The organism is Plantibacter elymi (nom. nud.) (assembly GCF_900177795.1).
Taxonomy (GTDB): domain Bacteria; phylum Actinomycetota; class Actinomycetes; order Actinomycetales; family Microbacteriaceae; genus Plantibacter; species Plantibacter elymi.
This window is the reverse complement of sequence record NZ_FXWJ01000003.1, coordinates 312,262-326,481: the sequence shown is the minus strand read 5'-3', so window position 1 is coordinate 326,481 and position 14,220 is coordinate 312,262. Positions and strand designations below refer to the sequence as shown.

Sequence of the window (14,220 nt, the reverse complement as noted above, 5' to 3'; positions counted from 1 at the left end):
TGCAACATATGAGATATGACGATCCTACTGATCCGTCGCACACGCCGCACGTTCCCCCGGCGGCGACCGCAACCGTTCTCCACGTCACCGATTGCTATGCGGGAGGTATTCCGGTCGCCATCGACGCGTACGTCCGGAACGCGCCCGCCGGGGTCGAACACCATCTGCTCGCCGAGGTTCCGGTGGGGGCATCGGTCGACGACAGCCTGTTCGACCGCTTCGCGTCGGTCACCGCGCTCGGTCGGAGCCGGCTCGGTGCCGTGCGCGCGATCAGGAGCGCACGGCGTCGGACGGGCGCGGACATCGTGCACGCCCACTCGAGTTTCGCCGGTGCGTACGCCCGTGTCGCCATGCGCAGCTCGCCGCGGTCCCGCATCGTCTACACCCCGCACTGTTACGCGTTCGAGCGTGCCGACCTCCCGCGATGGAGTCGTCGAGCGTTCCGTGCCGTGGAATGGTTGCTCTCGTTCAACGTCGAGACCATCGCCGCCTGTTCCGAGGGGGAGGCGGCAACCGCGGAACGGCGCGGACCCTTGCGGCCACGGGTGGTCCACGTGCCGAACGTGGTCGCGGTTCCGCCTCCCAGCGCTCGCCGGAACGATGACCCGGACCTCCATCGGCCGCTGCGGGTCACGAGTCTCGGACGCATCGCTCCGCAGAAGGATCCGATGCGGTTCGCCGAGGCGGTCGCGTCGATCCGGTCGGGCGGGGTCGAGGTCGCTCCCGTGTGGATGGGCGGAGGCCGCGTCGACGACGTCACCCGACTGGAGACGGCCGGCGTCGAGGTCACCGGTTGGATCCCGCACGCCGAGGTGGGCTCGCGCCTTGCACGGAGCGACGTCTACCTCCACACGGCCGCCTGGGAAGGGTTTCCGCTCGCCGTCCTGGAGGCCGTGCAGGCCGGCGTCCCGACGCTCGTCCGCCCGATCGCCGCGTTCGGGGCGCTCCCGGACGTCCTCACCCTCGACCGCGGCCTCGAGGTGATGGTCGCCCGGAGGCTGGCCGGCCCGGAGGCGTTCGCCACCTGGGCGGAGCGGAACGTCTCCCGCTGGTCGGAACGCCTCAAGGATCACACCCCGGCCCGCCAACGGGCGGCCCTCGCCGAGGCGTACCGGATACCGCAGGTGGCCTGATGCGCGTCGCGGTCGTGCAGTGGGGTCGGACCGGGGGAGGCCCGCTCTTCGCCCAGGAACTGGCTCAGGCGCTTCAGGAGGACGGCTGCGATGTCGTCGTGTCCTATTCCCTCGACGCCGAGGTGGCGGAGCGGTTCGTCGCCCTCGGGGTGCCGTCCTTCACGATCCGCACGTATCGCGACAAGCGCGGCGCGGTGCTCGGCCTCCCGCGCCTCCTCTGGGCGGCGCTCCGGCTCGACCGCTTCCTCCGTCGGCATCGCATCGACGTCGTCGTCATCGCGATGGAGCAGCTCTGGCAGGGGGTGGTCGCGCCCGTGTTCCGCTTCGGTGGTCGTCGGAGTCTGCTCTGCGTCCATGACGCGACGATGCACCCCGGGGACTTCTCGCGGCTCGAGCACCTCCTGCGTCGTGCCGAGCGTCGGGCGACTGACGGAGCGATCGTGTTCTCCGCCCCGGTCGCCGCTGCACTCACGTCCCGTGGTGAGTTCCGCGCGGACCGTGTCCACGAGACCGTCCACGCCGCGTACCGGGTCGACGCGGGCCGTGCCGTGGTCCGGTCGACGCACCGGGAGGGCGTTCCGGTCGTCGGATGCTTCGGTCGGCTGTCGGCGTACAAGGGGCTCGGTCTCGGTGTGGCGGCGATCACCGAACTGCGCCGTCGCGGTGTCCGCGTCCGGCTTCGGGTCGTCGGGTCCGGGACCGACGACGCCCTCGCACTCCTGCACCACCCGGACGACGAACTGGAGAACCGCTGGGTCGCCCAGGAGGAGATCGTCGACGTGGTGGACGGCTTCGACATCGCCCTGCTGCCGTACACCGAGGCCAGTCAGTCCGGTGTGCTCGCCTATGCAATGGCACTCGGGGTGCCGTCCGTCGTGACGCCGGTCGGCGGACTCGCCGAGCAGGCGATCGCGTCGGGATCGGGCATCGTGGCCACGGCGGTGACGTCGACCGCGCTCGCCGACGCGCTGGAGGAGCTCCTCGCCGACGCCGGTCGTTACCAGGCGCTCTCCACGGCGGGGGTGCTCGCTGCAGCGGGTCCGTTCTCCTGGGCGCGCGTCGCAGCCGACGTGCGCGTCGCGGCAGCATCCGTCGTGCCCACGGGTCGCTGACCCCGACGGCATGCGGCGGATGTCGGCCCCCGCCGGGCTGAGGCTCCCGTCGCTCCGGGCCGCAGGCTCAGGAGGAGGCACACGGCGACGATGAGCATCGGTGTGAGATGCCGGAGGAACGAGCCGTAGTCCGGCTCGAAGATCGACTGCACGATCAGGAACGCGAGGATCGCCGCGAACAACCGGTTCTGGAACGCCGTGAGGACCGACGAGCCGCGGGGCGCTCGGATCCTCGCCGACCGGATCGCGGCGATGAGCGACCCCCAGATGGCGAGCAGGACGAGCGCCACGACCAGGTAGATCGCCCCGCCGCGGAGCATCAGCGGGATCGGGATGACGAACGAGGCGAAGGTGAGGACACTGTTGACGAACCCGGACACGGGGCCGGCACCGGGGAAGAACTGCACGATCAAGGTGTTGACCGATTCCGCGGTGCGGTGCTCGTTCACCATCAGGCGGTAGTGGTCGAGGTCGACACCGACGACCAGCGGGAAGACGACGGACAGCCCGGCGTAGAGCACCAGGATGAGCGCCAGGGTGGCTGTCCAGCCGCGCCGCGCCCGCAGTGCGAGACGGAGCGCCAGGTAGAGACCGGCCACGAGGAACCAGTACGTGCGGAAGCCCTGGGCGTACAGCAGCATCGCGGCCACCGGTACCAGCTCGGCCGGCAGGCCTCGTCCCCGGTTGACGACGAGCGTGAGGACCGCTCCCACGGTCAGCAGGTCCTTCGTGTATGCGCCGTGGTAGACGGCGGCGAGCGCGACGCAGCAGATGATGATGGCCCAGTCCACCCACTCGGCCGTCGTCGTCCGGGTGCGTGAGATCGCCACCGTCAGGACGAGCAGGTAGCTCGCGACACCGACGAGCGCGGCGAGCGTCGGCATTTCGGCGAGGCCCATCCAGCGGTAGACCGCGGCGATGAGCTGGAACGAGGAGTCGGCCTCGGTGAACGTCCCCCGGTTCACGCTGATGATCGTGCCCTCGTCATTCGCGAAGTGCCCGGGCAGTCCTGGTTGTTCGGCTGCCACCCAGGCGAGCGCGAGGAGTGAGGCGATCATGAGGAGCGACCCGCCGACGAACGGACGGTGGTGCCCGCGATCGCCGATCCCGGGTGTCCGCTGGATCAGCCGATGGCGGTACTCGGTCCGGCGGGCGGCGGCGTCGGCCCGGGCACGGGTCAGTTCCCGCCGGGTCAGGGGTTCGGAGGACTGCCGGGCGGTCACGGACGGAGCGTGTGCGGAGCGTGCTCGAACCGTAACGACGGCTGGAGCGCGCCGAACCAGGTCTCCGCGTACCTGGTCAGCTTGCGGTTGTTGTTGTCGATCGCGATGACGTGGCGTCCCATCTGCAGGGCGATCAGCATGGCGTGCAGGCGATCCGTGACGACCTCCTCGCCGCGGGAGATGAGTCGGACCGCCGCGGTGAAGCGGCGCTCCGCCCGCCGCATCCACGCCTCGTGGTCCCGCGCCATGAGCGGCTTCAGGGCCGGGTGCTTCGCCGCCCGCCAGCCGAGCCACTCGTGTGCCCGGAGGTCCAGGGGGTCGGCTGGCCAGTCGGCGCTCTCGGAGCCCGCGAGCCGACCCGAGGTCTCGTCGTCCGTCCGGGCGATGACGATGCGCCGCTGCGTCGGTTCGGGGGCGCTGATCGAGCCGAGGAGATGCACCGCGTCCGGCGAGAGGCTGAGGTCCTCGACCTCGTCGCGGAGGAGGTCGTAGGAGGTCTGGTCGCGGACGGCGACCCGCAGGTTGGGTCGGGCGGCGAACCGTCGGGAGAACGTCCGGCGGTCTGCATCCGTGGGGAACACGACCGACTGCGGTGCCTGGATGAGCAACGTGTCGGCAGGGAGGCGCTCCGCGAGTTCGTAGCGAGCCTCGCTCAGCACCGGGTAGAGGCCTCCGAGATTGCCGCCGCCCTGGATGAGGACCGGGATCGACGAGTCTCGGACCCGCTCCGGCATGCTCCCGGCGCTCGACGTGGTGCGGACCGCGATGCCGTGTTCCCGCCAGAACCGGGCCTGTCCGAGAGCGATGGCCGAGTCGCCGGAGTTCTTGTGGTCGGGGAACTGCGTGTAGTGGAGCTCGGAGACGCCTCGGTGCAATGCGGTGAACGCCGCTTCCGTGCGTCGACGCATGGTCTCGAGATAGGTCATGGCACTCCGTCCGGCCCGCTCGCATCAGCGGATATGAGTTGGTTAAATACATTATGCTCGAATATCGGTCGCCTCGCTTGCGGCCCCAGCCGGGACCGGTCCGGCTGACTGGATCAGTCCGAACCTAGGAAGGCCACCGTCATGCCCTTCGTCGAAGCTCGACGCCTCTGGGAGCGCCGGTGCTCACGCGTGATCCTCGTCCTCGACCTCCTGGCCGTCACGCTGGCGCTCAGCGTGACCCAGCTCCTGTGGTGGGACGCGTACTGGCACGGGACCGTGAAGGTCGTCGGGTCGTTCGGACGCTTCGACCTCGGCTATCCCGTAGTCACCCTCGCGCTCGCCGTCGCGTGGTGGTCGCCCCTGGCCGCTGCCCGGTCGCGCCACCCGCGGGTCCTGGCGGACGGGTGGACGCCGTATCGACGGGTCGTCGTCGTGACGACGACGGTCTTCGGCACGGTGGCGATGGCGTCCTACCTCCTCAAGCTCGAGATCGGACGCGGGTTCCTGCTCACAGCCATGCCGCTCGGGGTCGCCCTGCTCCTGGCGGTCCGCTGGGGCGCCCGTCGACACCTCCGTGCGCGGCGGCGCGGAAGCGCACTCGTCTACCGCACGCTGCTCGTGGGTGACCGCGACCACGCGGTGCATGTCGCCGAGCGCATGCGACGGGGCGACTGGGCAGGGCATCGGGTGGTGGGAGTCGCGACCCCGGGCATCGACGACGATGCACGCATCGCGGACGCCCCGGTCCTCGCCGGGCGGCCGTCGATCCTCGACGCCGCGATGGAGGTCCAAGCGGACACCGTGATCCTCGTCGGCCCCGTCGAACTCACCCCTGCAGAACTCCGACGCCTGGGTTGGGACCTCAGCGAGCGCGGGGTGAAGTTCATCATCGCGCCGACGCTGACGGGTGTGGCCTCGACCCGCCTGTACCTGCAGGCGGTGGCCGGCATCCCGCTCATCCACGTGGACCATCTCGAGATGTCCGGGGCCAAGGCTGCGGCGAAGCGGACGTTCGACATCATCGGGTCCGCGACGCTGCTCGTGCTCCTGGCCCCGGTGATGCTCGCGGTCGCGGTGGCGGTGAAGACGACGAGCCGAGGGGCAGTGCTGTACCGGCAGGAGCGTATCGGTCTGCGCGGCCGCCCGTTCCGTATCCTGAAGTTCCGCTCGATGGCCGCCGACGCCGACACCGGGGCAGCCCTCGCGGTGCAGCAGCACGCGGACGAACTGCTGACGAAGGCCCCGGACAACCCGCTCGTGACGCCGATCGGACGGGTCCTCCGGAAATACTCGCTCGACGAGCTGCCGCAGCTGTTGAACGTGCTCGGTGGTTCGATGAGCCTCGTCGGTCCGAGGCCCCATCGGGACTGGGAGGTCGAGCGCTACGACCTGCTCGCGCAGCGACGCCTCCTGGTGAAGCCGGGTATGAGCGGACTGTGGCAGGTCAGCGGGCGGTCCAACCTCTCCTGGGACGACTCGGTCGATCTCGACCTGTACTACGTGGAGAACTGGTCGGCTGCGGTGGATCTGAGGATCCTCGCGCAGACGGTGCGAGCGGTCGTCGTCCCGGGAACCGATGCACGGTGATCCGGAACCGCGGCCGGGTTCAGCGTTCGGGGAGCTTGTGCCGCCAGCTCAGCCCGCCGGCACCGATGACGGCGCAGACCACGAGGAGCAACCACCCGCCGCTCAGCAGCAGGCTGCTCTCGGCAGCGCCCGATGCGAGCAGGGTCACGACGATGAGCGCAGCCCAGACGTGCACGACGCTCCGCCGGTTGGTCGCGATGAGCCAGGTCCGCACGAGCGCCAGGCCGCCGAGGAGGAGGAACAGGGCGAGCCCGATCAGTCCGAGCTGCAGGTACACGTCCAGGTAGGCGTTCAGCGCCGAGTCGTTCGTGCGGCCGAGGCCAGCGTCGATGAACCGGTATGGGACGGCATCGGAGACCCAGCCGCCCGTCCATCCCCAGCCGTTGATCTCACTCGGAGCCAGGCGTCGCAGGGTCTCCTGCCAGAGTGCGTAACGCTGCTCGATCTCGAGCCCGAGACCGAGGACGCGGAACACCTCGGACCGGAAGAGGTACCCGATGAGGCCGACGAGCGCGAGGACGGTGAGGAGGACGAACTGCCAGGTGCGGCGCAGCTCCGGTCGGAGTTGTCGGAAGACGTAGAGCACGGCGGTCGCGATGCTGAGGGCCGCGGCGAGGAGCGCGATGCTCGGCGAGCGCGTGCCCAGGATGAGCCCGGCGGCGAGGGCGATGGACCCGATCGTCACCCCATGACGCACGGAACGGGTCCGCCATTCGACGACGAAGGTGACGAGACCGAGCAGGGCCGCGATGCCGAGGGCGCTCCGGCTTCCGAAGACCCCCTCCAACGGGCCACCGAAGGCGAGGTTCCCGCTGATCCCGAGGAACGGCAGCGGGGTGTCGATGAGGACGCCGCTCACGACCTCGAGGGCCAGCGAGGTGCCGAGGAGCGCGCGGAAGGCGGTGCCCGTCGCCCGGACGATCTGGATGGTGTCGCGGGTCAGCGCGATCACGATGGCGATGAAGGCCCACGCGAGCTGCCCGCCGATGGCGGGCACGGTCGCGAGCGGCGTGGCGCTCCACACCAGCGACAGCGCGCTCCAGGCGAGGAACAGCAGGACTGAGATCGGCAGGAGGCCACGCCACTCGATGATGGGGAGGCGTGCGAGGAGGATGCCCGTGCCGATCGTCGCGAGGCCCACGAGCATCGCGCTGAACCCGGCGACACCGATCAGGCTCGTGACGAGGTGCTCACCGAAGGCGGTCGCGACGGCGATGGTGGCGAACGCGGCGGCCAACGGCGCAGACGACAGGACGCGCGCGGCGACGGAGAACGCGTCGAAGTCCGCCGGTCTCACGCCGGGCTCATCCGCCGACGACGTCGCGCCGGTGCGCGGGTGCGAGATCGGACGACGCGGCGACGGCGGGGATCGGCCAGGCGGGTTCCTGCTTGGTCTTCACGACGAGGAGCACGAGGAGGACCCAGCCGGACTCGATGAGCAACCGACTCTCCGCGACCGACTGCACGACGAGGGAGACCGCGATGAGGACGGGGGCGAGCGAGAGGGCCGTGTACGGACGCCGCGCGTCGAGGTCGACGCGTGGACGGTCGACGGCGAGGAACCAGGTGCGGGTCAACATGGACAGGACGACCGCCGCGAAGAGCACGAGGCCGACGACGCCGAGTTGGAACCAGACGTCGAGCCACGCGTTGTGCGCCTGGAGCTGTCGGACGCCGCGTCGGATGACGAGGTCGGTGAAGAGCGGCTCCCACGGTGCCCACGGGCTCGAGAAGCCCCAACCGAAGACCGGCCGCTGTTCGATGAGGCGCCAGACGGTCGCCCAGATGTCGAGTCGACCGGTGAGGTCCGGGCTCTTCCCGAGGAGGCCGAGGAGTTGCGTCCGGAAGACGACCGCTCCCACCGCGCCGACGATACCGACGCCGAGGAAGCCGAGGTACACCGGTGTCCTCGCCTCCGGGCGAGGTGCCCGACGGATCGCCAGTGCAGCGGCGAGGACCACCGCCGTCACCACGGCGGCGAGCAGGATGGTGGTCGAGAAGCTCAGGAGGAACATCACGACGGAGAGACCGAGGCGGATGAGCAGGGTCCAGCGACGTTCCGGGCCGGTCAGCGTGGCTGCGCCGGGCTCGTCGCGCCGCGCCGCCAGTCGGAGCCCGAAGACGATGATCCCGAGCAGCGCGACCACGGCGAGGAGGTTGGCGTTCCCCGAGATGCCCTGGATGCGTCCTCCCGAGAACAGCAGGTCTCGCGACCAGTAGTCGAGCAGGGGCGGGTCAGCCGCGTCACCGGCGTAGAAGTTCGGGAGCACCGGGTGCCGGATGAACGCTGCGACGACGAACTCGAACAGGAGGGAGAGTGACAGCACCCACGTCACGGCTCGGCCGAGGACTCGGACGACTTCTGGCCAGGAGAAGCAGCTGGCGAGGGTCACGCCGAGGATGGTGCACAGCGCAGCACCGAGCAGGGTCGCGGCCGTGCCGCTCGGGTAGGCCGACCAGGCGAGCGAGACGATCGACAGCACACCGTACCCGACGAGCGACCACGGCACCCGGGTGCGGCGCCAGTCCGGGCGGACGACCATCAGGCACGTGAGCGCAGCGGCACCTGAGATGAGTGCCACCGCCGTGTAGCCCCAGATGGTGAAGAGGTTCGTCCAGAACGTCCCGGCGAGCACCGCGAACGTCGCGAACACCGCGACGTGCCTGACGACGAGCGCGCGGGTCGTCAGCGCTGCCGGCGGGCGGGGCGGGGCGGGTTCGGTGGACAGCATCGTGCCCCCAGGGTAGCGGCTGCGGCCGGCACCGAGGCCCCGGTCCAGCGCGGTGGTCAGACGAACGCCGCGGTGCCGGTGATGGCCCGCCCGACGATGAGCGCGTTCATCTCCCGCGTGCCCTCATAGCTGTAGAGGGCTTCGGCATCCGCGAAGAACCGGGCGGCGTGGTAGTCCAGCACGATGCCGTTCCCGCCCATGATCTCCCGTGCCCAGGCGACCGTCTCGCGCATCCGCGCGGTGCAGAACGCCTTGGCGAGCGCGGAGTGCTCGTCGCGCTGGGTGCCCTCGTCGAGCATCTGCGAGACCCGGACACACATCGCCATCGATGCCGTGATGTTCCCGAGGCACTTCGAGAGGAGGTCCTGGATCAGCTGGTGGCCAGCGATCGGCTTGCCGAACTGCACGCGCTCCTTGGCGTAGGCGACCGCCGCCTCGTACGCACCGACGGCGACGCCGACACTCGACCAGGCGACGCCCGCGCGGGTGAGCCGCAGGACCTTCGCCGTGTCGCGGAAGGAGTTCGCGTGCTGCAGCCGGAGGCGCTCGGGGACCCGGACGTCCTCGAGGGTGATGTCGGCGTTCTGCACCATGCGCAGGCTGATCTTGCCCTCGATCTTCGTCGCGGAGTAGCCGGGGGAGTCGGTCGGCACGATGAAGCCCTTCACCTGACCGTCGGCCGTGTCCTTCGCCCAGATGATCGTGATGTCGCTGAAGGTCGCGTTGCCGATCCACCGTTTCGAGCCGGACAGGATCCAGTCGTCGCCGTCCCTCGTGGCCGTGGTGCGGAGACCCTGCGCGCTGTCCGACCCCGACTGCGGCTCGGTGAGACCGAAGGCGCCGAGGACCTCGCCGGAGGCGAGCTTCGGGAGCCACTCGTCCTGCTGCTCCTGGGAACCGCACTCGCTGATCGACCCCATGGTGAGGCCGTCCTGCACCCCGACGAAGGTGGAGATCGACGCGTCGATCCGGGAGAGCTCCATCGAGGCGAGGCCGCGGAACACGGCGCTGTTCTCGAACGGCGTCGTCTCCGGCCAGGCCCACCGGGCGACGTCGAGCTCGAGCAGCGGGGTGATGAGGTGCTTCGGGAACTCGGCCCGCTCCCAGTACTCGTTCACGATCGGCTTCGCCTCGGTCTCGGCCCAGGCGCGGAGTCGGGCGATGGCCTCCTGCTCGGGAGCCGTCAGGAGGCTCTCGAAGCCGTAGAAGTCGCTGGCGAGGGGTTCGAAGATCATGGTCCGTTGCTCCATTGCGTCCGCTGGCGCCGGATCGGCGTCCAGGCCAGCCTAGGCAGGTGCGCTCGGCGCGGACAACGGCTTGGTAGTTTGGTGCACGGTGCCGGGCGACCGCGTCGCACGGCTTGTAGGACGACGCCAAGCGGCCCAGGCTCCGGCTGGCGCGTCACCCTCGTCCGTCGAAAGGGCTCCACCATGTTCGTGCCGCTCCATGCCACTCCTCGTGACTACGCGTGGGGGTCGTCGACGGCGATCGCGGAGGTGCTCGGGTCCGAGCCCTCAGGACGTCCGGAGGCGGAACTGTGGCTCGGTGCACACCCGGGGGCCCCGACGCCGATCGCGGATCCGTCGACGGTGGGGGGACACGCCGATCTCGAGCGCTGGCTCGCCGCCGATCCCGCCGCGCTCGGCGGGCACGGCTCGTTGCCGTTCCTCCTCAAGGTCCTCGCGGCTGCCCATCCGCTCTCGTTGCAGGCCCACCCCGACCTGCACCGGGCCGCCGCGGGCTTCGCCGCCGAGAACGCGCGAGGGGTCCCGCTCGATGCTCCGCACCGCAACTACAAGGACGCCCTCCACAAACCGGAACTCATCGTCGCGCTCCGGGACGGCTTCGAGGCGCTCTGCGGCTTCCGCGAGCTCCCCGCGACTGACGCCCTACTCATCGAGCTGGGGGCCTCGGCACCCGACCCGGCTGCTGCGGCGCACATCAACATGCTGCGGGGGATGGTCGCCGCTCCTGACGGGCTCCGCGATACCGTGCGGATCCTGCTCGAACACCGCCCCGGCGGGCTGTTGGACGCCCTCGTCGTGTCCGCTGCTGCTCCCGGCTCGGGTGCATTCGACGCCGAGCGGGCCCTGGTGGGGCGGCTCGCGGAGGAGTATCCGGGCGATCCCGGCATCGCGGTCGCCCTCCTCCTCAACCTCGTCACGTTGCGAGCGGGGGAGGCTCTCTACCTCCCGGCCGGCAACATCCACGCGTACCTCCGCGGGATCGGCGTCGAGCTCATGGCCGCGAGCGACAACGTCCTGCGCGGGGGGCTCACCCCGAAGCACGTCGACGTGCCCGAGCTGCTCGACGTCCTGGAGTTCGAACCGCGTCCGGTGCCGCGGCTGACCCCGACGGACCTGGGCGGGGGACGCAGCCTCTTCGTGCCGGACGTACCCGATTTCGAGCTGCTGCGAGTGGACCTGTCCGATGAGCCGTCCGAGCAGGATCCCTCGTTCCACCTCCCCGGACCCGGCATCGCGATCGTGACCGACGGTTCGGTGCGGATCACCGGAGCCACCTCGTCCTTGGAGCTCGATCGGGGTGGCTACGCCTTCATCACGCCCGACGAGGCGGAGCTGTGCTTCTCCGGGACCGGGACTCTCTTCCTCGCGACCACCCAGGGCTGACCGCCCGGCCGACTGGTCCGGTCCACGCGGCTCAGGCGCTCTCCCGGACCCCGAAACTGCGGCGGTAGGCGGCGGGCGTGGTGCCGAGGACGCGGTCGAAGTGGTGACGGAGGACCGCGGCGGTGCCGAACCCGGTGTCGGCCGCGATCCGCTCGACACCGTGGTCGGTGCGTTCGAGCATCTCCTGCGCTCGGAACAGGCGTTGCCGGTTCAGCCAGGCGGCCGGCGTGCTGCCGAGTTCCGAGCGGAAGCGGCGTGCGAAGGTCCGCTCGGACATGTGCGCCTGCCGCGCGAGACGCCCGATGGGCAGGTCCTCGGCGAGGTGGTCGAGCATCCAGTCGACGACCGGGGCGAGCGACTCGCACTGCTGCGCCGCGACGGGGGAGAGGACGTACTGTGCCTGACCGCCGTCGCGCTGTGGCGGGACGACCATCCGGCGGGCGATGACGTTGGCGCTCGCCGCGCCGTACTCCTGCCGCACCAGGTGCAGACACGCGTCGATGCCCGCAGCGGTTCCCGCGCCCGTGATGACCTTGCGGTCCTCGACGAACAGCACGTCGGGGTCGACGATGGTGCCCGGGAACATCGTCTGCTGCTCGCTGGTGTACATCCAGTGGGTCGTGCTGCGCCGACCGTCGAGCAGCCCTGCCTGACCGAGGACGAACGACCCGCTGCACACGCTGAGGACCCAGGCACCCCGTGCCTCCGCGGCTCGGAGGACGTCGAGGTAGGCCTCGTCGACCGCTCCGCCACGCGATCCACCACGACCGGTGATCACCACGAGGTCCGCTTCGGCCGCGAAGGACAGGTCGTCGTCGACGATCATGTCGAAGCCCCGCGCACCGTCGTCGCTCAGGTTCATCCGGACGGGACCGGGGTCCTTGGTGACGATGCGGAGATCGAAGGCGGGACCGCCCTGGTCCGACCGGTCGATGCCGAAGACCTCGCAGACGACGCTGAACTCGAACGGTTGCAGCCCCGGGATGGCGAGCAGGGCGACCTTCGACAGCATGGGACCTCCGATGATCGATTTGGCAGGAATGTGCTGCTTTGCGTCCATCCTGCCACTGGTGGCAGTTTTTCGCCATTCTTAGAGTTTCAGACATGTCCATCATCGCACTCGTCGTCGGCCTCATCATCGTCCTCGTCGCGGTCGTCGCCTCCGCAGCGACCCTCCGTGCCGTCCTGACCGACGGCTATCGCCGCGTCCCCGATCGCCCCGCCGCACGGCGCACGCGCCTCCAGTAGTCTGGTCACTCCGTCTGCAGCACGGCAGGTGGAGGACTCCCTGGAGGAAGCATCGTGGCGTGGCTGGTGACGGGCGGAGCCGGATACATCGGCGCCCATGTGGTTCGGGCCTTCCAGGCGGAGGGGATCGACGTCGTCGTCCTCGACGACCTGTCGAGCGGACACGAGCGCTTCGTCCCCGCGGGAGCGCCCTTCGTCCGTGGGACGCTCCTCGACGGCTCGGTCCTCGAGCGCACGTTCTCCGAGTTCGAGCTGAGCGGCGTCGTCCATGTCGCCGGGTACAAGTACGCGGGTGTCTCCGTGCAGCGCCCGCTCCACACCTACGCCCAGAACGTCACGGCCACCGCGATGCTGCTCGCCGCAATGGAGGAGCACCGGGTGGAGCGCATCGTGTTCTCGTCGAGCGCCGCGGTGTACGGGACCACGGACGTCGACCTCGTCACCGAGGACACCCCGAAAGCGCCCGAGTCGCCCTACGGCGAGACCAAGCTCATCGGCGAGTGGCTGCTCCGCGACCAGGGTGTCGCCACCGGGTTGCGCCACACCTCGCTGCGCTACTTCAACGTCGTCGGCTCCGGGACGGACGAGGTCTACGACACGAGCCCGCACAACCTGTTCCCGCTCGTCTTCGACGCGCTCCTCGCCGGACGCACCCCTCGGATCAACGGCGACGACTACCCGACGCCGGACGGCACCTGCGTCCGCGACTACCTGCACGTCGCGGATCTCGCGGCCGCTCACGTGGCTGCAGCCAAGCGGCTCGATGCGGGTGAACCCCTCGAGGCGGCCTACAACCTCGGGAGCGGGGACGGGTCGAGCGTCGGCGAGATCATGACCGCGATGGCAGACGTGACCGGGATCGATTTCACCCCCGAGATCATGCCGCGGAGGGCGGGCGATCCCGCACGGATCGTCGCGTCCGGCGCGCTTGCAGCTCGTGATCTCGACTGGCGGATGCGCCACGATCTGCGCCAGATGGTGGAGAGCGCGTGGCGGGCCAGGCGCGCCGCCGACTGACGTCGCGCGGCCGCACGATCCGCCCCGACGGGTCCTGACACCCAGTTCGGGTCACACCCGGCGCGTCGCGAACCCTCACCTCGTGATTGAGGCTTTACGATGTGCGACTTGACTCGACCATAACTACAAGGGTGTAATTATGTATCGCGCCGCGTGGCGCAGGGTACGAGTAGGTGGGGAGACGGTATGGCGATTCCTGAGTATCGTGCCGGAGTACCCGACGACTGGTTCGTCGATCCGGTCAATCTGGGAGTCCCCGGCGTCCGCCAGCCCGCTGCGGAGGGCGAGGACGACACCCAGCTCTCCTGGCAGACCGACGCCCTGTGTGCGCAGACCGACCCCGAGGCGTTCTTCCCTGAGAAGGGTGGCTCCACGCGCGACGCGAAGCGGATCTGCACCAGCTGCGACGTCAAGTCGCAGTGCCTCGAGTACGCGCTGGCGAACGACGAGCGTTTCGGCATCTGGGGCGGACTGTCCGAACGCGAGCGTCGCAAACTGCGCAAACGCGCCGTCTGAGCCGTCGGCGAACGCTGACCGAACCCCTCCTGGCTCACCGGGACACCCCCGATTCGGGGCGCGCCCGCTCGGTTCCCGATCTTCCGGCCGGACCCG

13 protein-coding genes are annotated in these 14,220 nt (G+C 70.0%); 7 read left to right on the top strand and 6 right to left on the bottom strand.

The genetic code is table 11. From position 1 onward, the window contains the following. The first annotated feature begins 8 nt into the window (after positions 1-8). Positions 9-1,133: a glycosyltransferase family 4 protein gene (locus CCK91_RS10975; RefSeq protein WP_165767023.1), complete on the top strand. Its 1,125-nt coding sequence runs from the start codon at positions 9-11 to the stop codon at positions 1,131-1,133. After that, positions 1,133-2,245 carry a glycosyltransferase family 4 protein gene (locus tag CCK91_RS10970; protein WP_086474035.1) on the top strand — a complete coding sequence of 371 codons (1,113 nt, stop codon included), beginning with the start codon at positions 1,133-1,135 and terminating at the stop codon, positions 2,243-2,245. The genes CCK91_RS10975 and CCK91_RS10970 overlap by 1 nt, the downstream gene beginning before the upstream one ends. On the opposite strand, the gene CCK91_RS19340 is transcribed toward CCK91_RS10970, so the two are convergent. Continuing rightward, positions 2,131-3,468 (bottom strand): hypothetical protein, encoded by a 1,338-nt coding sequence (locus CCK91_RS19340; RefSeq protein WP_119863553.1) that lies wholly within the window; start codon positions 3,466-3,468, stop codon positions 2,131-2,133. The genes CCK91_RS10970 and CCK91_RS19340 overlap by 115 nt on opposite strands. After that, positions 3,465-4,394 carry a polysaccharide pyruvyl transferase family protein gene (locus CCK91_RS10965; RefSeq protein WP_086474034.1) on the bottom strand — a complete coding sequence of 310 codons (930 nt, stop codon included), beginning with the start codon at positions 4,392-4,394 and terminating at the stop codon, positions 3,465-3,467. Before CCK91_RS10965 ends, CCK91_RS19340 begins: the two co-directional genes overlap by 4 nt. A gap of 141 nt (positions 4,395-4,535) precedes the next feature. On the opposite strand from CCK91_RS10965, the gene CCK91_RS10960 reads away from it, so the two are divergent. Continuing rightward, on the top strand, positions 4,536-5,981 hold the full coding sequence (locus CCK91_RS10960) for a sugar transferase (RefSeq protein WP_086474033.1): 1,446 nt from the start codon (positions 4,536-4,538) through the stop codon (positions 5,979-5,981). A gap of 19 nt (positions 5,982-6,000) precedes the next feature. Here the strand turns inward: CCK91_RS10960 and CCK91_RS10955 are convergent, their stop codons facing one another. The 3 genes from CCK91_RS10955 to CCK91_RS10945 are packed head-to-tail and all read right to left on the bottom strand — an operon-like array spanning position 6,001 to position 9,948. Beyond that, positions 6,001-7,278 (bottom strand): O-antigen ligase family protein, encoded by a 1,278-nt coding sequence (locus CCK91_RS10955; RefSeq protein ID WP_086474032.1) that lies wholly within the window; start codon positions 7,276-7,278, stop codon positions 6,001-6,003. A 7-nt stretch (positions 7,279-7,285) separates the two neighbouring features. Then, complete coding sequence (locus CCK91_RS10950; RefSeq protein WP_086474031.1) at positions 7,286-8,713, bottom strand: O-antigen ligase family protein; 1,428 nt, start codon at positions 8,711-8,713, stop codon at positions 7,286-7,288. 56 nt (positions 8,714-8,769) lie between these two features. Then, positions 8,770-9,948 (bottom strand): acyl-CoA dehydrogenase family protein, encoded by a 1,179-nt coding sequence (locus CCK91_RS10945; protein WP_086474313.1) that lies wholly within the window; start codon positions 9,946-9,948, stop codon positions 8,770-8,772. A gap of 195 nt (positions 9,949-10,143) precedes the next feature. On the opposite strand from CCK91_RS10945, the gene manA reads away from it, so the two are divergent. Beyond that, the gene (gene manA / locus CCK91_RS10940; RefSeq protein WP_086474030.1) at positions 10,144-11,343 is read left to right on the top strand and encodes a mannose-6-phosphate isomerase, class I; all 1,200 of its coding nucleotides are present in this window, start codon (positions 10,144-10,146) and stop codon (positions 11,341-11,343) included. Positions 11,344-11,374: 31 nt separating this feature from the next. Here the strand turns inward: manA and CCK91_RS10935 are convergent, their stop codons facing one another. After that, complete coding sequence (locus CCK91_RS10935) at positions 11,375-12,355, bottom strand: GlxA family transcriptional regulator (protein WP_086474029.1); 981 nt, start codon at positions 12,353-12,355, stop codon at positions 11,375-11,377. A 92-nt stretch (positions 12,356-12,447) separates the two neighbouring features. Between CCK91_RS10935 and CCK91_RS19660 the strand changes: the two genes are divergently transcribed. The 3 genes from CCK91_RS19660 to CCK91_RS10925 all read left to right on the top strand — a co-directional run bounded on the left by CCK91_RS19660 (position 12,448) and on the right by CCK91_RS10925 (position 14,124). After that, a complete protein-coding gene (locus CCK91_RS19660; protein ID WP_165767022.1) occupies positions 12,448-12,591 on the top strand; it encodes a hypothetical protein in 144 nt (47 codons plus the stop codon). 54 nt (positions 12,592-12,645) lie between these two features. Then, positions 12,646-13,608 (top strand): UDP-glucose 4-epimerase GalE, encoded by a 963-nt coding sequence (galE, locus tag CCK91_RS10930; protein ID WP_086474028.1) that lies wholly within the window; start codon positions 12,646-12,648, stop codon positions 13,606-13,608. Positions 13,609-13,794: 186 nt separating this feature from the next. Next, the gene (locus CCK91_RS10925) at positions 13,795-14,124 is read left to right on the top strand and encodes a WhiB family transcriptional regulator (RefSeq protein WP_079002812.1); all 330 of its coding nucleotides are present in this window, start codon (positions 13,795-13,797) and stop codon (positions 14,122-14,124) included. Positions 14,125-14,220 lie beyond the last annotated feature (96 nt).

What these genes read in the sequence shown, in the direction of transcription:
- CCK91_RS10950 (WP_086474031.1), bottom strand. Translation starts at nt 8,713, where the DNA reads ATGCTGTCCACCGAACCCGCCCCGCCCCGCCCGCCGGCAGCGCTGACG.
- CCK91_RS10970 (WP_086474035.1), top strand. Translation starts at nt 1,133, where the DNA reads ATGCGCGTCGCGGTCGTGCAGTGGGGTCGGACCGGGGGAGGCCCGCTC.
- CCK91_RS10975 (WP_165767023.1), top strand. Translation starts at nt 9, where the DNA reads ATGAGATATGACGATCCTACTGATCCGTCGCACACGCCGCACGTTCCC.
- CCK91_RS10965 (WP_086474034.1), bottom strand. Translation starts at nt 4,394, where the DNA reads ATGACCTATCTCGAGACCATGCGTCGACGCACGGAAGCGGCGTTCACC.
- manA (WP_086474030.1), top strand. Translation starts at nt 10,144, where the DNA reads ATGTTCGTGCCGCTCCATGCCACTCCTCGTGACTACGCGTGGGGGTCG.
- CCK91_RS10925 (WP_079002812.1), top strand. Translation starts at nt 13,795, where the DNA reads ATGGCGATTCCTGAGTATCGTGCCGGAGTACCCGACGACTGGTTCGTC.
- CCK91_RS10935 (WP_086474029.1), bottom strand. Translation starts at nt 12,355, where the DNA reads ATGCTGTCGAAGGTCGCCCTGCTCGCCATCCCGGGGCTGCAACCGTTC.
- CCK91_RS10960 (WP_086474033.1), top strand. Translation starts at nt 4,536, where the DNA reads ATGCCCTTCGTCGAAGCTCGACGCCTCTGGGAGCGCCGGTGCTCACGC.
- CCK91_RS19660 (WP_165767022.1), top strand. Translation starts at nt 12,448, where the DNA reads ATGTCCATCATCGCACTCGTCGTCGGCCTCATCATCGTCCTCGTCGCG.
- CCK91_RS10945 (WP_086474313.1), bottom strand. Translation starts at nt 9,948, where the DNA reads ATGATCTTCGAACCCCTCGCCAGCGACTTCTACGGCTTCGAGAGCCTC.